13 protein-coding genes and 2 pseudogenes are annotated in these 22456 nt (G+C 58.1%); 11 read left to right on the top strand and 4 right to left on the bottom strand.

What is annotated here, in order from left to right:
• Positions 1-83: 83 nt before the first annotated feature.
• Entirely contained in the window at positions 84-683 is a 600-nt protein-coding gene (locus tag SO139_RS27700; RefSeq protein ID WP_498540986.1) for an aspartate/glutamate racemase family protein, read from the bottom strand.
• Positions 684-1462: 779 nt separating this feature from the next.
• Between SO139_RS27700 and SO139_RS27695 the strand changes: the two genes are divergently transcribed.
• The 7 genes from SO139_RS27695 to SO139_RS27665 all read left to right on the top strand — a co-directional run bounded on the left by SO139_RS27695 (position 1463) and on the right by SO139_RS27665 (position 12852).
• A complete protein-coding gene (locus SO139_RS27695) occupies positions 1463-2839 on the top strand; it encodes an NAD(P)/FAD-dependent oxidoreductase (RefSeq protein WP_498540985.1) in 1377 nt (458 codons plus the stop codon).
• A gap of 27 nt (positions 2840-2866) precedes the next feature.
• Entirely contained in the window at positions 2867-3241 is a 375-nt protein-coding gene (locus tag SO139_RS27690; protein ID WP_498540984.1) for a cupin domain-containing protein, read from the top strand.
• A gap of 613 nt (positions 3242-3854) precedes the next feature.
• Positions 3855-5030, top strand: coding sequence for a M24 family metallopeptidase (locus SO139_RS27685; RefSeq protein WP_498541005.1), 1176 nt, complete (start codon positions 3855-3857; stop codon positions 5028-5030).
• 634 nt (positions 5031-5664) lie between these two features.
• Entirely contained in the window at positions 5665-6366 is a 702-nt protein-coding gene (locus SO139_RS27680) for an aspartate/glutamate racemase family protein (protein WP_498540983.1), read from the top strand.
• Between the two features lie 479 nt (positions 6367-6845).
• Positions 6846-8027: a M20 metallopeptidase family protein gene (locus SO139_RS27675; protein WP_498540982.1), complete on the top strand. Its 1182-nt coding sequence runs from the start codon at positions 6846-6848 to the stop codon at positions 8025-8027.
• A gap of 2329 nt (positions 8028-10356) precedes the next feature.
• Positions 10357-11514: a M24 family metallopeptidase gene (locus SO139_RS27670; RefSeq protein ID WP_498540981.1), complete on the top strand. Its 1158-nt coding sequence runs from the start codon at positions 10357-10359 to the stop codon at positions 11512-11514.
• Between the two features lie 372 nt (positions 11515-11886).
• On the top strand, positions 11887-12852 hold the full coding sequence (locus SO139_RS27665; protein ID WP_498540980.1) for a 2-hydroxyacid dehydrogenase: 966 nt from the start codon (positions 11887-11889) through the stop codon (positions 12850-12852).
• 304 nt (positions 12853-13156) lie between these two features.
• Here the strand turns inward: SO139_RS27665 and SO139_RS27660 are convergent, their stop codons facing one another.
• Positions 13157-14059, bottom strand: a complete 903-nt coding sequence (locus tag SO139_RS27660) for a LysR family transcriptional regulator (protein ID WP_498541004.1) — start codon at positions 14057-14059, stop codon at positions 13157-13159.
• Positions 14060-14198: 139 nt separating this feature from the next.
• Here SO139_RS27660 and hglS point away from each other — a divergent pair, with 139 nt between their 5' ends.
• The 3 genes and pseudogenes from hglS to SO139_RS27645 all read left to right on the top strand — a co-directional run bounded on the left by hglS (position 14199) and on the right by SO139_RS27645 (position 18522).
• Positions 14199-15614 (top strand): 2-oxoadipate dioxygenase/decarboxylase HglS, encoded by a 1416-nt coding sequence (hglS, locus tag SO139_RS27655; RefSeq protein WP_498541003.1) that lies wholly within the window; start codon positions 14199-14201, stop codon positions 15612-15614.
• Between the two features lie 95 nt (positions 15615-15709).
• Positions 15710-17277 (top strand): annotated as a pseudogene (amaB, locus tag SO139_RS27650) (L-piperidine-6-carboxylate dehydrogenase).
• A 12-nt stretch (positions 17278-17289) separates the two neighbouring features.
• Complete coding sequence (locus tag SO139_RS27645; RefSeq protein WP_498540979.1) at positions 17290-18522, top strand: pyridoxal phosphate-dependent aminotransferase; 1233 nt, start codon at positions 17290-17292, stop codon at positions 18520-18522.
• 271 nt (positions 18523-18793) lie between these two features.
• On the opposite strand, the gene SO139_RS27640 is transcribed toward SO139_RS27645, so the two are convergent.
• Positions 18794-19276 carry a MarR family winged helix-turn-helix transcriptional regulator gene (locus tag SO139_RS27640; RefSeq protein WP_498540978.1) on the bottom strand — a complete coding sequence of 161 codons (483 nt, stop codon included), beginning with the start codon at positions 19274-19276 and terminating at the stop codon, positions 18794-18796.
• A gap of 456 nt (positions 19277-19732) precedes the next feature.
• Here SO139_RS27640 and SO139_RS27635 point away from each other — a divergent pair, with 456 nt between their 5' ends.
• Positions 19733-21268 carry a porin gene (locus tag SO139_RS27635; protein WP_498540977.1) on the top strand — a complete coding sequence of 512 codons (1536 nt, stop codon included), beginning with the start codon at positions 19733-19735 and terminating at the stop codon, positions 21266-21268.
• A 183-nt stretch (positions 21269-21451) separates the two neighbouring features.
• Here SO139_RS27635 and SO139_RS27630 read toward each other — a convergent pair.
• Positions 21452-21810 (bottom strand): annotated as a pseudogene (locus tag SO139_RS27630) (transposase); the annotation flags it as partial.
• Positions 21811-22456 lie beyond the last annotated feature (646 nt).

Genomic DNA, 22456 nt, shown 5'->3' with positions numbered 1-22456 from the left:
CATCGAAACAAGAGCGAAGCAGCCATTCGGGCACCTGATGCTGAGATGTGGCCTACGCCTTCATGCAAAATATGATCGCGCCGTTAGCCGACAGACGCTACCGTCATCCGACACAGGGTCGTGATATCGTAGACGGGCAAGTTGGTCATGCGGCGGATTGCAGGGGCGACCACCGGGAAGGCGGTGCACTCGAACAGTAAAGCCGCGATCCCCTGATGCGCCATGCGGAGTCGCGCGACGCAAGCGATTACATCCGTCTCAATAGCAGCGACGTCAGCTGGTGGCAATGGACGCTTAAGCCCGTCATGCCAGTACTTGCCGCCTTCAATGCCGCCGATCACAATTCTCGCACGCTCAGCCGGGGCATTCACTCCGAGTAGATCTTCACTGCAATGAGTCGAATCGTAGGTCAACACGGCGATCTTGGCAGACTTTGGCAGCTGACGGAGCAAGGTCGGTAATAGGAGCAGGCTCGACATCGCGACGGGGACATTGACCGATGCCGCGACGGCCTCCTGATGACGGATAGAGAAGCCACAATCTGAGCTAATTGCAACGGCTCCTCGCTCGACCAAGCGGCGGGCGGCTGCGATGTAAGCCGGTTCCAACGCTGGATCGCCGCGGACTACGTGCTCTACCCAAGCTCCCGGGACGATTTCCGAAATGATAGGAAAGTTGAGCATCGCCGAATCTCGCATCGAGCCAGGCACCGCTACTGGGAGCGGAGCTCCGGGCGGCAGCCCTCGCTCGAGAAGCAGGACTCCGAGAGAGCGCGAGATCTGCGATGCATGACTTTCGGTGGACATGAAGGCCTTCGTCTTTCCTGCAATGATTATAACACTACCAAAGCAGGTTTTCGTCAATGTGGGCGTCTCGTAGACTGCAAACTGCGCAAGCTCGCTAGAATGCGAACACGGCCGCCGATCCAGGCCGCGATGCTTTCAAACCGATGCGGTTATAAGCGAAGGCGGCCATCCTCTAAGGGCGCATCGAGGCGCTTCCTGGCCCTTACCAGCTTCAGCTTGCTGCGATGTATTAAGCCGGCGCGCTTTGTCCCAGTTGCTGCTAAGCGCAAGGTATTGCGGTTCGAGCAATCCACTTCAAGAGCAGCTCGCCATCGCCGCTTGGCCCCGCTCTATACCTGCGAATTGCGCTGAGCATGCCCTGCAAGGCATGCTGCCCGGTTGCTGGGGCCTAAAGTACACCGATCGATACGCGCGCAGAAGCGCCCTCAACACCAGCGACGATCATCGGGGCATGACATATCGCTTTTGCGATCGCTCCGCCGGTCAGAGCGAATCTCGGTGCCGTTCGCGCGCTTAATAATCAAAATCTTAGTACTTCTCCAAAGGGGCGCGGAATTTCTGCGTTGGATGGCGCAGGATCGGAGAAACTCGGCCGAGGGCTTCCGGTAGGTTGCTGCCAATATAAAAGCTACAGGCGTGAAATGGACAATTTTTGGTTGAAGCAGGCGTTCAATCGTCTCGGGAGGCCCAAGGTGCAGTCATTGTCGACGCACGTCACGGCCGACGTGACGATCGTTGGTGGCGGTTATTTGGGCTTATGGACGGCAATCCGTATCAAGGAAAGCTTGCCCTCACTGAAGGTCGTCGTCGTTGAGAGAGATGTGTGCGGGGCGGGGGCGAGCGGCCGTAACGGTGGATTCGTCACGAGTTACTGGGCTAAATATCTCTCGTTGCACAAGATATGCGGTACTGATGAAGCTGCCAGAATAGCGAAAGCGTCGGCGGAGGCGGTGCTGGAAATCGGCGCTTTTTGCCGGGAGAATAGCATAGAAGCGGAGTTTCGAGCGGATGGGTGGCTATGGACTGCGACCTCCGGGCCGCAAATCGGTTGCTGGAACATCCTCATCGCGGAATTGGCCAAGCACAATGTGCGGCCCTTTCAGGTTCTCGACAGTGCGGATGTTGCGCGCTTGGGGGGGACCGATCGCAATCTGGCTGGGGTGTTCGAACCGGACGCTGCCACGGTTCAGCCGGCCATTCTTGCGCTCGGCCTGCGAAACCACGCCCAAAAGCTGGGTGTGACGATCTTCGAGCGCTCGCCCATGATCCGCTTAGAACGAACCAGAACGCCAAGGGTGATAACGCGTAAAGGTTCGGTCGCGAGCAAGGCTGTCGTTCTGGCCATGAACGCTTGGGGAGCCGAGTTCCCCTATCTACGACGCAAGGTCGCCATCGTATCCAGCGATATGATCGCAACGACGGCCAGACCAGAAAAGCTGAACGAGATCGGTTTTCAAAAAGGCGTCGCGATCTGTGATTCCCGAATGTTCCTGAATTATTACCGTAATACGCCGGATGGGCGTGTCGTCTTCGGCAAATCGCTTGGGCATTTCGCGTTCGCTGGGCGGGTCGCCGATCACTACGAAGGGCCATCACCTAGAGCCGCCGAAGTTGAAGAAAGCTTCCGCAAGCTCTACCCGACGCTCAGTGACATGGAGGTCGAAGCGTGTTGGACCGGCCCAATCGACAGGTCTGTAGACGGCCTCCCGTTCTTCGGCCGTTTGGACAATCACCCGGGCATAGTGTTTGGCATCGGCTTTTCCGGTCAAGGTGTCGGGCCGACCGTTCTGGGAGGAAAGATACTGGCCTCACTCGCTCTTGACGAAACGAACCAGTGGTCCAAGTGCGGACTGGTGCGCGACGATGTAGAGAGATTCCCAATCGAACCGTTTCGGTATGCCGGCTCAATCCTTGTGCGCGAGGCCTTGCGGCGCAAAGAAGGTTTGGAAGACCTAGCGCGGCGCCCTGACCCCCTTACGCTTGCGATCGCAAATCTTGCTCCCGTCGGTTACGTGCCCTCAAAGCGAAACTGATATTCCACATCAGAACAGGAACAGATCATGACTCCCGTCGTCCTCAAAGCTTCCGTCAAGTTGACCAAAGACGAGCTCGATAGCATTAGCCCGGTTTCTCGCCCGATCGGTGAGCCGATCTCGATCATGCGCAGCAAGGTCGCGTTCAAGTCCTCGACGGACGCCACGAGCGCCGGCGTTTGGGAGTGTTCACCTGGAAGATGGCGCCGTCAGGTGGCGGAAGCAGAATTCTCCACGTTTGTATCGGGGCGTTGCACGTTTACCCCCGATGATGGCACGACAATCTCTCTCGAAGCCGGCGACTCCATCTATTTTCCTCCGAATACGAATGGAGAGTGGAATATCACTGAGCCGGTTAGGAAGGTTTACGTCATTCTTCCAGCGGCACACCGGCCTCTATGATTGGAGCGAGTCAGGACGGTGCAGCCGCAATAGGACGTTATCACGCCGAGTGTCCTGATCTCCGGCCGCGCTCGGCGCTCCGTTCCCTGGCCCGCCAGGGGACAGCGCGGGCAGCTATGACTTCGGTGAGCTGCGCTGGAGATTCCAGCAATCACCAGACGTTTGCGTTGGGACGGGCAGAGCCGCACAGTTGCTTTGTCACTTTCGGGGAACGCGACTGCGGGCCGTCGTTAGATTTGACTGCCGCGAAAAAGCTGGCGTTCGTCGCTCGCAATGCTCGGTGGAGCGATACATCGTGCGAGCGCGCTCGTTTCTGAAGCCTGCAAAAGCGTCTGATAAATTCTTCGACTGGAATTCTGCACGAATGGTTCGCCTCGTCCCAAGTGGGCGCAGAGTTTCGTCCATCAATCCCGTTACATCACCGAAATTAGGCATTCGGGGGCGATAACATTGTTACTATGAGACTGTGCCGCCGCCTGCCGAGCCGACCCTAACTCGACAAGTGGTCTGGTCTTTGGCCTTTGCGAAGCAGAACCCTGCAATAGAGCTGTCGATGTCCTCTTCAATCGCACTCGCCAATCTCGACACAACGCATGTCAATGGAGTTAAGACAATGACGATCAGCAAAGCGCCGCAGGCCTTCCCTCGCACAGAGTACATGCGCCGGCTTGCCGTAGTGAAATCAGAGATGGCGCGGCGCAAAATCGAGGCGCTCGTCATCAGCAACAGCTCGAATCAAAACTATCTCACGGGCTATACTGCTCGGTCGGGCTATGTCCCGCAGGCACTCGTTGTTTCGATGGACCAGGAGGAGCCGACGTTCTTGATGCGTGAAATGGACGCACCGGCCGCGCTGCATCAGACGTTCTTGGAGCACGACAAAGTCATCGGCTATTCAGAAGGACTTGTGGGCAACCCGGACAAGGACGGCTACGACGCGATAATAGATTTCTTGCGTGACGCTGGCCTGGCAAACCGCGCTGTGGGGATCGAGAGGGGTGTACTGTCCGCGCCTGCGGTGGAGAAATTCAACACACGCTTGCTCGAAGCGAAGCTCGTGGATTGTACCAGCGCCGTAAACTGGATCCGAATGGTTAAATCCGAACTCGAGATATCCGTCCTGAAAGAGGCGGCCGCTATTACCGACGCCGGTGTCGCGCGCGCAGCGGAGATATTTCGTGCGGGAGTGCGTGAAGCGGATGCAATCGCGGAGATTGTTTCGACCCTAGCGCGCGGGGCCAATGGCAAAACCGGGACTTGGATTGCAACTCCCTACTTGTGTTCCTCGCCACGAACGGGAACGAGCCATATCACTTGGAGCGAAGATGTCTTTCGCCAAGGTTCGCAGATCAACCTCGAAATCGCCGGCGTGCGCCATGGCTACACTGCCCCGATCAGCCGGACCTTCTCCATCGGCCAGCCTTCCGACCGGTTACGCCGCGTACATGAGGCTCAAGCCGCTGGCCTAGAGGCTGCGCTGTCTACGATCCGCGCGGGACGCACCTGTGGTGACGTCGCAGAGGCAGCCGATCGCGCGGTCGAGAAGTTCGGCGTCAAGAAGGAGTCCCGCTTTGGTTACCCTATCGGGATCGACTGGCAGGAGCAGACCGCCAGCATCAAGGTTGGTGACCAGACCGTTCTGAAACCGAACATGACCTTCCATGTGCATCTCGGTAACTGGGCTATCGAGGAGGACTTCGGCTACGTGATCAGCGAGTGCGTGCGCGTAACGGAGTCCGGCGTCGAAGTTTTGACGAGTGTGGCACGAAAGCTTTTCGAACTCATCTAGGCACGCGTGTCTCTTGGACAACTAGTCCGGCGGCTAAGCTGTCTTTATCTGTGAGGCTGCGCGATGAGCTACAGGCGCGCCCGGAGAGACCCGCTATCTCGCTTCGACCAAGCGAAGACCGTGCACGGAGATTATTGCCTCGTTGTTGTTGCCCTGACATAGTGCTGCACTTTGTGGCCAACCGATCGCCGCACCCATTCGCATTGGCAAGGGGCGCCGAACCATCTCTTTTTGGGAAGAACGCGTCGACACCCCGTTCCGATTGCAATCCGGAGACACACCTCGAGCTCCATTTCGATCGTCCGCGCGCGTTGTGCAGTCCGCTGAAGGCAGGCTCATCGGACTCATCGAACATATTCCGATTCATCATCTCAATCATCTCTCATTGCATGACCGTCGACTAGATGCCAGCGGCGCGAAAACGTCATTCGCTGCCGAAATAGCGCAGGATTCCTGCTCCGCAAGCCCTACATCAGTTAAATTCCTACTTGAAGTGCCGTATATTTAAAGGCGGCGGCCATTCGTGATCTCGCAACGACGAGATCTCATCGGAAGCCATCGTTCGGTGGCGGTGCCGAGATACATTCCGCCAAACGGTAATGAACTCTTGGCTTTCATGGGAGAAAGGTCGGACATGACCCAGAGCGGCGGTGCACTCGGTATATTGCAGTTACAGAATACTCCGCAGACCATGTACGGATCGCTCAGCCATCCCGCCACTTTTCCATTTCCAACCATTTCGCGGCCTGTTCTGGGCGCTTGGACAAGGAATGTCGTCTTTGGTGGTGAAGATGACAAATTGGAAGCAGCGTATATAAGCACAGCGAGGGATTTGGTGCGTGGGGGTGCAGTCGCGATTACGAGCAATTGTGGATTTACGATCAAATTCCAGAGGGCAATGACCGAGGCTCTGTCGGTGCCAGTGTCAATGTCATCCCTATTGCTGCTGCCGTATCTTATTGCGACCATCAAGGGACGTATCGGCATCTTGACGTTCGACTCGAGGCCACTAACGTCCGATCTGCTCAAACTCGCGGGCGTCAGGACGAATGAGCGTGTAGCCGTCGCTGGCATCGAAAACTCCGAGACATGGAAGGTGATGTCGGAGCCTGAAAACAATTACACGATTGAGCAGCTGACAAAAGATGTGTTGTCCACCATCGCGACCATGCGTAAACGATATGATGACATCGAGGCGATCCTCTTCGAGTGTGCCGGATTTCCAATTGCGGCTCAGCAGGTGCGTGAACAGACGATGTTGCCGGTGTTCGATGCGGTTACCAATGCGAAATTATTGATGAGCGGACGCGACATGGCAGCTCCCAAGCCGATCTAGCGAGGCGGCCCACGTTCCTCCAAGGTCAACATGCGTGGTGCCAAGGACTTGTAGTTCGAACCGACCTTCGCCGGTTCAGTACTAGCATATACCGGCAAGTTCGGTGAGGACGGTTCAGCCAAGCCAATTCTGGGCAGTTGAGGAGCCAGCGGCGGTTCGAGTCGGAGCTCGTCCTGTCGTTTGTTGCAAAGTGTGAGCACCACAGACAGGATTCGGTGATACGGCGCAGCGGGCTGACGGATTCCAGGGGGGCGCTCACGGCAGTTCCGCGCTTCGCTGAAGGTTGCGTTGAGCTGTCGGATACAAACCCGTTTGACGAAGTTGAGCTGATCCGGTAACGGCCGATTTCTGCGATGGAAGTATGAAAACAGCCTCACAAATGCGCCCTTGGCAGACAGTTGGCCGATCTTCTTCATCAGAGAGGTGTATCGTTTGTCTAAAAGGAGCCCTGATCGAAGGGCGTGGAGGAGGCAAGGCGAATGAACAACCGCAGCAACAGCTTTCTGTCCGATGCCGAGTGCGCCGCGGTGATCGAGTTGCGTCATGCCATGCATCGCGAACCTGAGCTTTCCAACGCGGAATGGAAGACGCAAGAAAGGATACTAAGCCTGCTGCAGCGCTTCGGCATCAGCGGCGCCAAGGTCTTCCACAATACGGGCCTCTATGTCGACATCGAAGGCCTCGCCTCGGGTCCAAGGCGGTCGATCGCCGTGCGCGGCGACATCGATGCACTGCCAATCAAAGAGGCGCGAGACGATCTGCCCTATCAATCCCAGATCGATGGGGTCATGCACGCCTGCGGCCACGATATGCATGGCTCTATCGCGCTCGGCACAGCCCTCGCGTTCCAGCGGATGCGCGACAACTTCGCGGGCAAGGTACGCGTCTTCTTCCAGCCGGCCGAGGAGGCGGAGCCGCTCGGTGGTCAAACGGTGGCAGATGAGAGGCTGCTCGGAGGCTTCGACGCAGCCGTCGGCTTTCACGTCAGTCCCGAAATTCCGGCCGGCAAATTCGGTGCCCGCGAAGGCGCAGTAACCAAATCCGCCGACCAGTTCACGATTACGATCTCAGGCAAAATGGCCCATGGCGCGGCGCCACACAAGGGCATCGACGCGGTCACCATCGCGGCCGCCTTTGTCAATGAGGTACAGAAGGTGGTTTCACGCGAGATGCCGACAGACGACGGCGCGGTCGTCACGGTGGGCTCTATCCATGGTGGAAGCGCCGCCAACATCATCTGCCCGTCGGTTGTTATGAAGGGCACTATACGGACCCGTAGCCCGGAGCGTCGTGTGCTACTGTCACAACGGGTGCGCGAAGTAGCAGACGGAGTCGCCGCGATGCACCGCGGCCAAGCCGAATGCGTCATCAGCACGGGCGAGCCGCCCGTGATAAATGATTCCGAGATGGTCAGGCACTTCCGGCAACTCGTCTATGAAAGCGTCGGTCGCGATGCCTTCAATGATAGGAAAGAGATAGCAGGCAGTGACGACTTCGGCTTCTACTCGGCATGCGTGCCGTCGATCTATTTCTGGTTTGGAAGCCGCGCGCCCGGCAACGATTCGCATGTGCACACCCCCACGTTTGGAGCGTCCGATGACCTCATCATTCCAACGACTGAGCTTACGGTCAGATACCTTCTTGATTTGCTGAACTCGTAGATCGCCGCAGCAGCCAATTCTGGCCAACGCTTTACGAGTGCCGTCGCCTTTGTGCCTCCCCGGCCCCGTACGCTGTTTTCCAGACCAAGTGTCCGTCCCGACATTGCTGACGAACGCAGCCTCCTATGATGGGATCTCATCCGATGGCCCCTCCCGCGACGGACCGTCGCTGGCCGCCCTCAGGGGCGGCCACTTTTCCATATCTGAGCCCTCCAATAAGCTCTCACCACTCGCGACATGCTGGACTTAGTGAACTATGAACAGAACGATTTATGCGGTCCTGTGTTCGAAATGGCTAGACAGCAATTCGAGCGCGTCGCCGATCACTTCCAAATCCTGGAAATGGGGTCGAGCGCGCGAACAAACTTTCATTGGGTAATCATCCTGAATGGGGAAAGCCGGTACTCGCGCAACGGCGACGCCGACCATCGCGGCCTGGGCGGGGTCGCGAATTGGTCAGAATACATTGTCTGTCCGGATCCACCCATGAGAACCACAGGCTTCAAGCGTTGGGTCGCGTCGAAATGCTGAGGCGCTGCGCGCCACCCCAAAGATGCGCGCGCCGGTGGGCATGCCTCCCGTGTACATCCCCAACTGAAGGCCAAGGGCTGCGCGGTCCGGCCGCCGACAACACTGAAGTCTATAGACCCCCAGCCCGTGGATGAGACGTCGACATTGACCGTCTGCAGCGACGGGCGATACCGCAAAACGCGTCGAGCGGCTTATCAAAAACGCGGCGCCCGCGATGTTCCGGGACATGTCACCAATCGAGGCGACCTACAGCGTTGCATCTGTAAGAACGGGATGCCGGATAGGCTCGTCCAAAATGCTGTCCTACCTGGCCATATGAATACAATGTGCCTTTTCGATGAGGCGCCGAGGCACTAAATGTCTTTCTATGTCGGCATGAGTCCCGATTCGGCATCAAAAAAAGGCCGCGCGACGATTGCCGCGCGACCAAGTGAGGGAGGAAACGCCCCGAAGGGCCGCTGTGGCGCGATCCACTAGTGGTCCCGCAGCACAACCAAGTAGATAATCGAGTTCTTTTGCAGCATTGCGGCTATGATCGCGGATGCTCCGCTTCTTTTGTGCAATAATGATTACTTTATCGCATGATGCAGGCGAACCTGATAATCACAAGAAGAGCAGCCGCCGCGCTTCAGCAATAGACGCGGAGTTCATAAATTCGAAATTAATCTATTTGGCCGCTCGTTATGGATTGAACAGATCGGATCAACGTGCGTTCGGCTCGATAAAGAATGTCCTTCGCACTCGCGCATCGGAATGGCGCCGGGACATAACTCTGGGTACAATGAGCAAGATTGCTAAACTTGTGGCGGACGATCAAACACCCACTGTGGTTTTCGCGTTGAATTGCGCAGTCAAAAAATGGCGCTGCTCGGGACTTCCGGGGTTCTCTTTACGAGGTGCAATCTGTGCCGGTGCCTGACTTATGCGAGCCGGGTCCAGAGGGCTTCAAACGGCAGACAACTCGCAGACGACTTCCTGCGAAGCTCGCTGAAACTCTAGTCAAAAGTATCCCGAGAACGAGCGCGGCAGGTCGCAGACTTAGAGCAGGTCGAGTACGGCCGATTACAGCCGGCAACTGTCGGTCCAAGTCGCTTGCTCATCGGAGGAGGCGTCCAGCGCGTCGCCGCCGCGACAAGCGAGATGGCGACAACAATATCCGATGTCGGCCGACAGGTCGAAGAAGCGGCCAATATGGCGCCGAAGCGGTTCGCAAGGTCGCGCTTAGTGATCAGTGATTGGTTCGCTTGAGAGCCCGCAGCGCGGGCCTCCATGCAGGTGCTGAGATCTGCCGAACTCATGTCTCAGGAAAGCTCTCGGCTGCGACACGAACAGCACGGCTTCTTAACCGGGTTTCAGGAGCCTTGAACTCAACGCGCGCGCGAGCCAATCGCTTCTTCTTCCTAGGCCAACCGCACTGGAAAAACGTCGCACCGGTTTGCTAAGGCCTGCTCGCCCTGTGCCTTCATTCAAGCAACGCATCGGGTACCTTCTCGCCTGAACTGACCGGATTTGTATATCGGCTCGCGGCGGTAAGGCACGCCCCGTGCACCGAACGAGGGCGTTGGAGCTCGCTCACCTGCGCTCGCGCGAGGCGGCATGTCGTTCCGCCGCCGTGGCAATTCGGGTTTAAAGTCCCGGTGCAGGATTTCGGCCGCGCTGGCGCCCGTTTTGGCGAAAATCTGCTTCCGATGCCGCTATGCTTGCCTGAGTTCTTGAAGACTTCCCGATCTCCCAGAAGCCTTCGCGCGAGCCCCGGATAAGGTTAGACAATCGGGACAAATAGAGGCGATTTCTAGTCATGACATTCTCTGCGATTCCTCTAACCGGTGTGCCATTCCCGAGATCAGAGTATGAGCGCCGGCAAAAGAAGGTGCTTGAGGCCGTGGCGCACGCCAAGCTTGACGCGCTGTTGGTCACCGGCCATTCCCACCTGCAATATTTGACCGGATATGACCCTTCGACGGGTGCCTACTTCGCGCCGTTTCCCCTAATTCTCGTGCCTGGGCGGGCGCCAATCTTTGTTGTTCGCTCCTATGACGAGGCTGCCGTACGTGCAAACAGCTGTATCGATGAGATCGTTACTTATATTCATCGGCCGGACTTTGCGAAGCAAACGGCCGATGTTCTTCGACAGCACGGACTGCAGGCAAAGAAGATAGGCCTCGAGCTTGACGCCTGGGGGCTCGCGCCAGCAGACGTGAGCGCCCTTCAAGAGCAGCTTCCAGAGATGAAGGTCACAGACGCAACCGATGTGGTCCGTTTGGCCAAGGCCGTAAAAGGGGACTTGGAACTTGAAGTCATGCGCAGTGCCATGTCTCTGACCGATCTGGCCATAAAGACATTTCAGCGGTCTCTTCGGGACGGAATAACTGAAACCGAAATGGCTGCTACCATCAGTGAAACCCTCAGCAAGGCTGGCGGCAGACTTGTGATGCCAGTTCTCGCTTTCGGCGAGCGTGCCAAGCTACCACACCCAGTCCCGGTCCAGCATCCAATCAGAAACAATCAACCTGCATTGATCGAATGTGGCGGGGCGAAGAGCGGCTATTCCGTAGGCGTGTGCCGAGGCGCCGTACTTGGTCGGCATCCCGAGACAGAAGCTCTGCATGCCTTGGCGGAAGAGGCCCTTGAGGCTGCAATCGCCGCTATCAAACCGGGCGTCACTGCAGGTTCGGTGGACGCGGCCGCCCGAAGGGTTGTCGAGCGCGCCGGATGTCCGCGGGCTCTTCGCCATCGGACCGGATACTCAACTTGCCCCCAGTGGTCAGGTCACCGCGGTAACGTGAGCTTGGAGCCGGGTGCGACCCACATCCTTGAAGCCGGGATGACCTTTCACATGCCAATCCATCTTTTCGGGGAGAGCGGCTACATATTCGGGTGTAGCGAGCACGTTGTTGTAACGGAGAGCGGGGTGGAGATATTCAGCCGGACGCCCCGCACGCTTTATCGCGCATGATCCGTGAGGGCACAGCTGGAATTTTCGGGTTCTACAGCGGAGCGGAACCTTCATGTCGGCGGGTATGGATTTGACAGCGCAGCCCACGCGATCTGACGAACTGCAATCGCCACCCGGGCGAAGGTAACTGGACCGGGTTGGCTTACATCGGACAGGCGAGCTGAGGACGTCGTCGGCTGAATTATCTTCAGCAGATTCGGATCAGCAGGTGGGGTTGGTCCGTCGAGCTTCGGCCCGTAAATGAAATCGTCGCTTCTACCCGTTGGCCGCAGAAGTTCTCCTAGACAGCGCTTTGCCACTATCTCTTGCCGAGCAAACGAGAATCTGCGGCGGTCGCGTAATGGATACCGCCGGTAGACTGGGAAATTTGGAATGATGAAAGGTGCGCTGGCGCTCTTGATCAACAGCAACTCGCAGAACTGGTCGCCGGAGCGTTGGAAGACGCGCTTTGATGCCGTCTGCGGCAAGCGCCAAGTTATCCTGCTCCCTAATGGCAGTCTCGATCCAGCGGATGTCCACTATGCAGCGGTGTGGGAGCCGGCTCCAGGAGCGCTCGCCGCCTTCCCAAACCTGCGCGCGATCTTCAACCTCGGGGCTGGCGTCGATGCGCTAATCGTCGACAAGACGTTGCCCGACGTGCCGCTGGTCCGCGTCGCCGGTCCCGCCCTCACGGGACGCATGACCGAGTATGTAGTGCTGCACGTGCTGATGCATCATCGCCAGGAGCTTTACTTGCGGCAGTCGCAGCGCAAGAAGATCTGGGAGCCAACATATCAATGGTCGGCGCATGCCGTCACGGTCGGCATCATGGGCCTTGGCACGCTCGGCGCCGATGCCGCCAAGGTGCTGCGGCGGCTTGGCTTTCGCATCGTGGGTTGGAGTCGCGGCGCGCGAGCGAACGACGACGTCGAATGCTTTCATGGCACGGAACAGGTCAATGCATTCCTGGGCGAGAGCAACATTCTGGTTTGCCTGCTGCCGCTGACGCCGGAGACGCGTGGCATTCTCAATCGGAATGTCTTCGCGAAGCTTAGCCGCACGAGCCCACTGGGCGCACCGGTGTTGATCAATGCCGGCCGCGGCGGCTTGCAGAACGAGGCCGACATTCTTGCCTGCCTCGACGACGGCACGCTTGGCGCCGCCTCACTCGACGTGTTCGTGCAGGAGCCGCTGCCGGTCGACAGCCCCTTGTGGAGCCATCCGAAGGTGGTGCTGACGCCGCACAATGCTGCCGATACGGATGCGGAGGAGATATCAAAATATGTCGCCGCGCAGATAGCGCGGTTCGAGTTAGGCGGCGCGCTGGAGAATGTGGTAGATTTGGGACGAGGTTACTAGGCGTGCGACTTGGTGGGTGGAGGCATAGAGGCTCCGCCACTAAACAATCCCAGAGAACGTGGGCTCGCGTGTCGCGGAGCGCGGAAGATAGTCTCAGCTCGTTCTTGGGCCTAGCCCCACCGCGGCCAGTGATCGCCTTCATGCCTGAAAGCTCGCCAGCGTTAGCCCAGCGCTGATGCAAGTCGCCATTCGGTCATTGAGCAGGCGACTGCTTAACGACCGAAGTATGCGCGGAGGGTGAGAGTTCATTTTAACGGTCTATATCTTTGCCTCATAGGCCAGCCATCGCGGAAGCGGGGTTCTGTCATTGGTTTGCAATGACTTCCGCGAGTAGCCAATCCCGGAACGCGATAAGGGGTGGATAGGCCGACCGCTGAGGTGGCCATACAAGGTAATATCGCTCAGCGCTTTCGATTGGCAGGTCGATAGCGCGAACGAGCTTGCCATTCGCAAACTCGTCCAGAATGAGGAACGTCGGCAGCAACGCAATGCCGACTCCGACCATCGCAGCTTGTGCGACAGTCGCGAATTGATCAAAATACATTGTCCGCCTGGTTCCGCCCGTGATGTTCTGGGCCGAGAACCATTGATCCCAAGCGTTGGGTCGGGTCGAGATGCTGAGCAGCGGCACCTTCGTGAGGTCACCCGCCCCGCGAAATCTATACCGGTTCTTCAGTTCGGGGCTGCAGGCGGGGACCACCTCTTCGGAGCGCAGCAATGCCATCTCAGCTCCGGGCCAATCTCGCGGTCCGAAATGGATGGCCGCATCCAGTGCTTCCGTCCTGAAATCGAAATAGGTCAAGCGGGTGGCAAGATTAATGGTGATACCCGGGTTCCGCAAAAAGAACTTGGGAAGTCGCGGTGCAAGCCAACGGGTGCCAAAGGTTGGTAGGATTGCGAGATTGAGCGTACCTCCTTTGGGATTTGCGCGGAGGTTGAAGGAAGCGGTGCTGATCTTCCGCAGGGCCTCACGAATTTCACAGGCATAGGTTTCGCCGGCTGCGGTCAATCGGATGGTTTGCCGTTCACGTGCAAAGAGTTCGACTTCGAGCAGCTTCTCCAGGAGCTTGATCTGTCGGCTGACTGCGCTCTGGGTCAGACTGAGTTCTCGGGCCGCCAAGGTGATGCTGCCCGTTCTGGCGGCGGTCTCAAAAGCTGCTAGCAGCGCGGTAGATGGCAGAAATCGTCGGGATGTGTGCATATTCATTCCAATTGAGAATGAGGTTTGGAGGAAAGATCGTTTGATTGCAATGGAAACGCAACGATAATCTCTGATCAGATATACCGAACGCATGTTTTCCGGCGAGCCAGCTCTGGACGCCGAAGAGTTCGAAAGGAGCTGGTTGATGACGGCGCGTCACGCTCATCCTGATGACATTCGCGACCTGTTCTCACGCGCAATGTCCGAAATGTATCGCACCGAGGTCCCGCAATATGGGACGCTGATGGAGCTTGTGGCCGACGTCAACTCGGAAACATTACGCACGGAGCCCGAGTTGCGTGCGAGGCTCGAAGAGAGTGGCGAAATCGATAGACTTGGTGTCGAACGTCACGGCGCCATCCGACTCGGTACGGCGCAGGAGCTTCGCGACATTCGTCGTCTCTTCGCGGCGATGGGTATGCACCCCGTCGGCTACTATGATCTTTCCGTGGCCGGCGTACCGGTTCATTCGACCGCCTTTCGTCCGATCGCTGAGGATGCTCTTCGCCGCAATCCATTTCGGGTCTTCACGTCCCTGCTTCGGCTCGATCTGATCGAAGACCGCGCGCTTCGCGCCGAGGCCACAGCAATCCTGGCCGCCCGCCGGATTTTCACGCCGCGCGTTCTGGAGATCATCGGAGTGTTTGAAGCCGAAGGAGCGCTGACGTTCCAGGAAGCGGACGAGTTCGTGAGCGAGGCACTGGAAACCTTCCGCTGGCACAGTGAGGCGACGGTCGAACTTGCCACCTATCGAAAGCTACACCGCGCCCACCGCCTCGTCGCGGACATAGTCAGCTTCAAGGGCCCGCACATTAATCATCTCACTCCGCGAACCCTGGACATCGATGTCGTCCAGGCTCATATGCTGCCGCGCGGGATCGCACCCAAAGCGGTAATCGAAGGGCCACCGCGCCGCAATTGTCCGATCCTCTTGCGACAGACTAGTTTCAAGGCGTTGGAGGAGCCGATCGTGTTCACGCAGAGCGCGAGTGAGGTTGCGGCCGGCACGCATACCGCGCGATTCGGCGAGATCGAGCAACGCGGCATCGCGCTGACCGCCAAGGGGCGCAGGCTTTACGACGAGCTACTCACCTCTGTCCGTCGGGCTGTCCAGACTGGCGCCACGGATTCAAACCCGTCGGGTTACGAAACCGAACTGTCGCAGGGCTTCAGGTCATTTCCTGACGATTGGGTTGCACTTCGCTCCCTAGGGCTTGCTTTCTTCCGCTATTCCGCAACCGCGGCTGGGCTCGCTTCGAGCCGCAGCGCCCTGCCTTCGAGCGTAGATGAGCTGATCGCAGGTGGCTTCTTGCGGTTTGATCCCATTGTGTATGAGGATTTTCTACCCGTCAGCGCAGCCGGTATTTTTCAGTCAAATCTAGGCACTGACGAGCAGAAGATCTACACGGCAAAATCCAACCAGGCTGAATTCGAAGCAGCGCTTGGTGCCGTCGTTCGCGATGAATTAGAGCTCTATGCCCGGGCGGAAAGTGCCTCGCTGGAACGCGCGCTAGACCATTTAGGTATCCTTAATGAGTCCTTTGCCGGCGCCGGAAAGTGATTAATGCGCGCTCGAGGTGATTATGAGTATTGCCGTGTGGTCGACTGCGGCGCCTGCGCAGATCTGAAGTCAACATCTGACCCGGGAAAGCCGCCATGTCCGCTGCAATGAAAGTGCAACCGCAAGCTCCTAATCTCGACCTTCTTAGCGAAGTCGACCAGTTGCTCGCTGGATTCGGCGTGAGCCGGGCTCGCTACAAAGATGGTGCGCTCAAGGTGCGCACGCCAATCACCGGCGAAACCATCGGACAGGTCCAGGAAACAAGCGCAAGCGAAGCTCCTGCCACAATCGAAGGAGCTCATGCCGCTTTCCGCGCGTGGCGACTGGTGCCGGCGCCGAAGCGCGGCGCGCTTGTTCGGCGGCTCGGCCAAGAGCTCCGCGCAAACAAAGAGGCTTTTAGGCCGGCTGACCTCTATCGAGGTTGGCAAAGATTATTTCTGAGGGCCTTGGCGAAGTTCAGGAGATGATCGACATCTGTGATTTCGCCGTCGGGCTGTCCCGGCAGCTCTATGGCCTTACCATCGCGACGGAACGGGCCGAGCATCGGATGATGGAGAGCTGGCATCCCCTCGGTGTCACTGGGATCATTTCGGCTTTCAACGTTCCGGTCGGCGTGTGGGCGTGGAACGCGGCGCTCGCGCTGGTGTGCGGCAACATCATCGTCTGGAAGCCGTCGGAGAAGACGCCATTGACTGCGCTGGCAGCACAGGCGCTGCTCGAGCGCGCCGTGAACCGTTTTGAGCGGGATGGCGGGATGGTGCCGGCGGGGATCTCCGCTGTGCTATTTGGCGGTCGTGAGATCGGCGAACTCCTCGTCGACCACGCCAGGGTACCATTGGTCTTAGCCACCGGTTCGATTTCGATGGGTCGCGCGGTCGGACCGCGGCTTGCAAAGCGCTTCGCACGCGCGATTCTCGAGCTTGGCGGCAACAATGCGGCGATTGTCGCGCCTACCGCCGATCTTGACTTGACGCTTCGCGGCGTCGTCTTTGCGGCCGTGGGGACGGCCGGTCAGCGCTGCACGACGCTCCGCCGTCTGTTCGTGCAGGACAGCGTGTATGACACCTTCGTGCCGCGCCTGAAGCACGCATATGCTTCTATTGTGATAGGCAACCCGCTTCATACCGGAACGTTGATCGGCCCCCTAATCGATGCGGCGGCCTATCGCGGCATGCGCGGCGCGATCGAGGCAGCGAGAGCCGCCGGCGGTACCGTATATGGTGGCGATCGCGTGGCAGTCGAGGGAGCATCTGACGCTTACTATGTGCGTCTGGCCGTGATCGAGTTGACGGTGCAGACTGGACCAGTCGAGCGCGAGACCTTCGCGCCGATCCTCTACGTAATGAAGTACGGCGACTTCGAGTCCGCGATCGAGCTGCACAACGCCGTTGCGCAGGGACTTTCGTCCTCGATCTTTCACCAATGACATGCGCGAAGCCGAAACCTTCCTGTCGGCACGCGGCTCAGATTGCGGCATTGCTAACGTCAATATCGGTCCGTCGGGCGCGGAAATCGGCGGCGCATTCGGCGGAGAAAAAGAGACAGGCGGCGGCGCGAATCTGGATCGGACGCATGGAAAGCTTATATGCGCCGTGCCACCAACACCATCAACTACGGTCGCACGCTGCCGCTCGCTCAGAGCGTCAAGTTTGACGCGATCTGAAGAGGATCAGCCGTGAACTTTTCCGTTCAAGTACGATCGTCTCTATTCCGGCCCGCGAGCCGCGTTGGATCGATTGGCGTATCGGAGATTCTTAAGATTACCGGCCTTGCCACGGAGCTCAAGCGTCAGGGCAGGGATGTCATCCTGCTAGGAGCGGGCGAGCCTGATTTCGACACGCCGGAGCACGTCAACGACGCAGCGAAGCGCGCGATGGACGACGGTGCGACAAAATACACCGCGCTCGACGGCATGCCTGAACTAAAGGCCGCCATCCGGGCGAAGTTCAAGCGCGACAACGGCCTCGATTTCGCACAGGACGAAATCACGGTATCGGCCGGAGCCAAGCAGGTTCTCTTCAATGCCATGATGGCCACGCTCGAGGCCGGTGACGAGGTCATCATCCCGACGCCCCATTGGGTAACATATGCCGACATCGTCCTGATCATGGGCGGCAAGCCGGTGCTGGTACCTTGCGCGGAAGCCAACGGCTTTCGCTTGATCGGGGAGGATCTCGCGCGAGCAATCACGCCGCGTACGCGCTGGGTGATGTTGAACTCGCCGTCGAACCCATCGGGCGCTGCCTATTCGGAGGCAGATTACCGGCCGATCCTCGACGTGTTACTCGCGCACCCGCATGTATGGCTCATGGTAGATGATATCTACGAGCACATCGTGTACGATGGCTTTCGATTAGTGACGCCAGCTGCGCTTGAGCCCTCGCTACGCGACCGGACTCTTACGATCAATGGGGTTTCCAAGGCCTATGCAATGACGGGCTGGCGAATTGGTTACGCAGGCGGGCCAAGCCCGCTCATCCGCGCCATAGCTGTCGTTCAGAGCCAATCAACCTCCTGTCCCTCGTCAATCAGCCAAGCTGCTGCCATCGCAGCGCTCAACGGCCCCACAGATCTTCTCATCGAGCGGTGCCGATCTTTCCAGGCGCGGCGTGACTTCGTCGTTGCGTCCCTGAACAAGCTCGAAGGTATCACCTGTCGAGTACCCGAGGGGGCGTTCTACACCTTTGCCGGATGCGCGGGACTGATCGGCAGAGAGACGCCTGATGGCGAGCGCATCAACAGCGATAGCGATTTTACGGAATATCTTCTGCGCAGCGTTGGCGTTGCCGTGGTTCCCGGTTCGGCTTTCGGGCTCGCCCCGTATTTCCGGATCTCGTACGCCACGTCCGCTTGCGAGCTTGAGGAAGCATGCAAGCGAATCGCCCTTGCAACGCGTCGATTATTCTAGCCTGCCTTAACGGTTGTCGCCCTTGTCATCTCGGTGAATGCGCTGCCCAGAGCACGTCGGGTGGTGGGTAATCGGCCGCGATTCCTTCGGCGCCTCTGGCGCGCGTGGGCTCTCCCTGCGTCGCAACCCCGGAGGGCACAATGCTCGAGTTCTATTTTCGTGTGCGGGGCGCCGCTTGATCGTAGTTATGGTGCCTTCCGTGTTGCAAATGCGGCTCGAACGGTACCTTGCACGTTGTTCGGAAGGACGGCATCGGCAAACTACGCACTGGTTACAATATGCCGATGGTTAATTTTTGAGACGCCAATCGACTATTCTTGGCAATCGAGGCCAGCCGTGTGTTCAGGTAGCGCAGGGACTCCTCGTCGAGCTCGGCAAAAATCGTGGAATTGAGAGCTTGTCTTTTATCTGACAGATTGGCGATCTCAGCCCGTGCCTTTTGAGTGAGCGAAATCTCCAGGAATCTTGCGTCATCTGGCGATATTACGCGGATTAGGAGCTCCATCTTTTCGAGCTTCTTCGTTTGGTTGGTAACAAAAGCGGGATGGATTCGCAGTTTATTCGCGACCGCTGTCCCCGAAACGCCTCGGCCTTCATCAAGCTCATCGATCGCCATCAGGATCAACCATTGGGATTCTGATATTCCTAATAATTGAGCCCAGCTCTTATGTATTTCCTCGAGCTGGGCGTGGATCTCGAAAATGTTCCAGATGAAATCCCGCATCGCTCTTTCAGGATATTGCTTTTCTGCCATCTTGGTCTCTCGCCAAATCTCAGTGCTTGATCGGCAGCAACGTAACTAATCGCGTTCAGCCACCTCCGGCTTAGCGGGCCGCGAACAGGCTGGCTATGCTAAAATCAATTAATAATAACAATCGATTTTGAGTTATTGAGGTCACCGACGTCTGATTTTTTGACCAGCGGTCATGTTAAAATCTCCAAAAAAAGCCTCTGAGATGCCCTCGGGGGCCTTTTTCTTTTCATTTCGCGAAGCGTCAAAGCGAGCCTGTTGCAATTTAGCAACAATCTCTTATCAAATATCTATTGCAACGATTAGTTGATTGTATTAATTGATTACGGAAATTACAACGTCATGGACAGCGAGGGGGCGCCTCGAAGTCGTTCCGTCAAGCACACGTCATCGAGCGAGGCTGATAGCGGCGGATCTTTAGAAGGACGGAAACGACGTTTCCAGCTTGGAGGTTCATCCATGAAACTGACAAAGAGTCTAATCCTCGGTTCTGCTGCAATGTTTGCTGGGGCTGGGGCGCAGGCAGCCGATCTCCCCGTTAAGGCAAAAGCGATCGAGTACGTGAAGATCTGCTCGCTGTACGGTGCCGGCTTTTACTACGTCCCGGGCACTGACACCTGCATTAAGCTCGGTGGCTATGTGCGCGCAACAACCGTCCTGGGCACCAATGGCGTCTGGGGCGCCGCCACGGGCGGCGTTGCTGCCGCGCATAATCGCCTCAGCAACTACTACACGGCTCAATCCCGTGCCGACCTCAACATCGATACGCGTACCGCGACCGAGTATGGCGTCGTCCGCACCTACGCGGAGTTGGCCTTTACCTGGACCGGAGGCGGTTATGCCGGTGCTGGCACAACGGCTGTCAACGGCTCAACTGCTTACAACGCGGCTCCCGCGGGGACGAACGGATCCGGCTCGATCTCTGGTGGCTCGCTCTCCATCTACTACGCGTTTATGCAATTCGCGGGTTTCACCTTCGGCAGAGCGCAGTCGCAGTTCTCTTCGCCCTGGACCAACTATCCAGGGAACGCCTTCGACGGCATGCCCGGCGGTGGCGGGTGGGAGGCTGTTAATCAGTTCGCATATACAGCTGACTTCGGGCAAGGCATCACGGCTAGCTTCTCGGCCGAGGATCAAGTCGCTCGAAACACTACAAACATCTGGAACGTGAGCGGTGCGACCGCCGCAGGTCTTGCCGCCGGTAGCTACGGCGCCGGCGACATCGGCGGTTCGCGGTCTCCCGATTTCGTCGCCATGCTGCGTGTCGACCAGGCTTGGGGTCTTTTCCAGGCATCGGTCGCCGCGCATGACAACCATGCTGCCTATTATGGTGCCGATGAAACAACGGGACATCCAAGCGACAAGTGGGGCTGGGCCGGTCAGCTTGCATTGTCCATCAAAAATATTCCGACCGGTGTCGGTGATACGATCAACGTCCAGGGGGTGTATACGAATGGTGCGAGCGTTTATAACTTCCAGTCGTATGCTCCGCTCAGCTATGCGATTTACAGCGGTTCGGGCATTGCGGGTGCTTACCAGAGCGTCGGCCTTGCTGGTGTCTCTGACTCGGTCTTCGTTGCAGGCGCTGGCCAGCAGCTGACAACGACGTTCGGTTTCAATGGCGCCTACACCCACAACTGGAATCCATACTGGAACTCCGCCATCTTCGGTGGATTCGGTGGTGTCCGATACAACAACACGGCAAAGGGCTACATCTGCGGTGCAGTCGCGACAACCCTTGCACTCTCAAGTGGCGTGGCTGGTTGCAACCCCGATTTCAACTATTCGGTCGTCGGCGTGGCCACGCGCTGGAACCCCGTCAAGAACCTGACCTTCTCGACCGAGCTTGCTTACACGATGCTCGACCAAAAGTACGCGAGCGGAAGCACGGTGACCTTGCCGCTGCAATCCGGTATCGCCAAGCCGGCCGGCGTGTACGAACTGAAGGACCAGCATAGCCTCCAGTTGCTGCTGCGCGCTCAGCGCAACTGGTAAGATTCTGTCAAAATAGCGGAAGGAGAAGCAAGAAGCGGCTCTTAGATCAAAGTTTACCTCCAAGAAGGCCTTCGGCATGCCCGCCGGAGGCCTTTTCGCTTGAATAGAATTTGATTTCAGTCGTTCTGATACCGGATTTTGGCATCGCAATCGTGCCAGGCGTTTTCGAACCGCCCGTTCGGCCTAGAGCGTTAGCCGATCAGGTTGCAAATAGCCGGCGGCGGCGAAGTCGTTTTAGATTCCGTGGGCGTGTAGGTGTCCATGATGCGCACGATGGCGTCCCAAAGGCCGCCGACGGTGCGTTCGGCGGCCTTTCGCAAGTGTGCCTTGAGCTTGGCGAAGGCGTTCTCGATCGGGTTGAGATCGGGGCTGTAGAGCGGGAGATAGAGGAGCGTAGCGCCGGGAGCCTCGATCATCTCGCGTGTATGCTTGGCCTCTGTGGCTGGAGAGGTTGTCCATGATGACGATGGCGTGCTCTGGCAGCTCGGGGACGAGCACGTTTCGACATAGGTCTCGAAGGCATCACGGTTGATGGGACCATCAGCCTTGTTCGCGAGATGGACGCCCACTTTCGGGCCGGCGGTACGCCTAGTGAGAGTCACGCAGTGCGATCATCGCCGGAATAAGTTGAGTAGCAATTCAGCGTAAGCATCCGTCACGAATGCTTACAATTCGGCTCGGGATCGCAGTCAATATAGTTGTCGCTGAGCGGCAGCGGCCCTTGCATGCGACGGCAACTTTCCTCGCCATCCCGATGGGCGGCACGCCCCGAAATCGCGCGGTCGCTAAACGTGGCAGCCTTTTGGCGATGACTGGATGGTGATGACGGTCATTTGGCCCTTACTTCCCTCACGATATCGGCACCCTGTCGAGAACGACCTGCTTTTCGCGATGCTGCCTTCGAGCGGCGGGGGGACAGCCGGGCGGGCGCTTCCACTGTCGCATTGATCTGATAAGTGTCAATGAGGAGGATGCCTCAGGTTCGATAGGATCTGAGCGATCGGCCGGCAAGACAGTTACCGAGCACAAGCCCATCTCGCCGGCGTGGATGAACGGCAAGTCGCATGCCGACGCGGCATCGACAGGAAACACTGGATACCGCAATCGACAATTTCAGGCCGCTCCTGCCTGAATACTTGGCCGCCGTTGGCGCCAGGGTCTAGCTTCCTCCAGATCGCGTGCGATACG

The sequence above is a fragment of the Bradyrhizobium sp. UFLA05-89 genome (genome assembly GCF_059803475.1).
This window is presented reverse-complemented; position numbering and strand designations above follow the sequence as displayed.

Bases quoted from the DNA above. Each gene is read 5' to 3' on its own strand.
- SO139_RS27700 (WP_498540986.1), bottom strand. From the start codon at position 683: ATGCTCAACTTTCCTATCATTTCGGAAATCGTCCCGGGAGCTTGGGTA.
- SO139_RS27690 (WP_498540984.1), top strand. From the start codon at position 2,867: ATGACTCCCGTCGTCCTCAAAGCTTCCGTCAAGTTGACCAAAGACGAG.
- SO139_RS27685 (WP_498541005.1), top strand. From the start codon at position 3,855: ATGACGATCAGCAAAGCGCCGCAGGCCTTCCCTCGCACAGAGTACATG.
- SO139_RS27680 (WP_498540983.1), top strand. From the start codon at position 5,665: ATGACCCAGAGCGGCGGTGCACTCGGTATATTGCAGTTACAGAATACT.
- SO139_RS27675 (WP_498540982.1), top strand. From the start codon at position 6,846: ATGAACAACCGCAGCAACAGCTTTCTGTCCGATGCCGAGTGCGCCGCG.
- SO139_RS27670 (WP_498540981.1), top strand. From the start codon at position 10,357: ATGACATTCTCTGCGATTCCTCTAACCGGTGTGCCATTCCCGAGATCA.
- SO139_RS27665 (WP_498540980.1), top strand. From the start codon at position 11,887: ATGATGAAAGGTGCGCTGGCGCTCTTGATCAACAGCAACTCGCAGAAC.
- SO139_RS27660 (WP_498541004.1), bottom strand. From the start codon at position 14,059: ATGAATATGCACACATCCCGACGATTTCTGCCATCTACCGCGCTGCTA.
- hglS (WP_498541003.1), top strand. From the start codon at position 14,199: ATGACGGCGCGTCACGCTCATCCTGATGACATTCGCGACCTGTTCTCA.
- SO139_RS27640 (WP_498540978.1), bottom strand. From the start codon at position 19,276: ATGGCAGAAAAGCAATATCCTGAAAGAGCGATGCGGGATTTCATCTGG.
- SO139_RS27635 (WP_498540977.1), top strand. From the start codon at position 19,733: ATGAAACTGACAAAGAGTCTAATCCTCGGTTCTGCTGCAATGTTTGCT.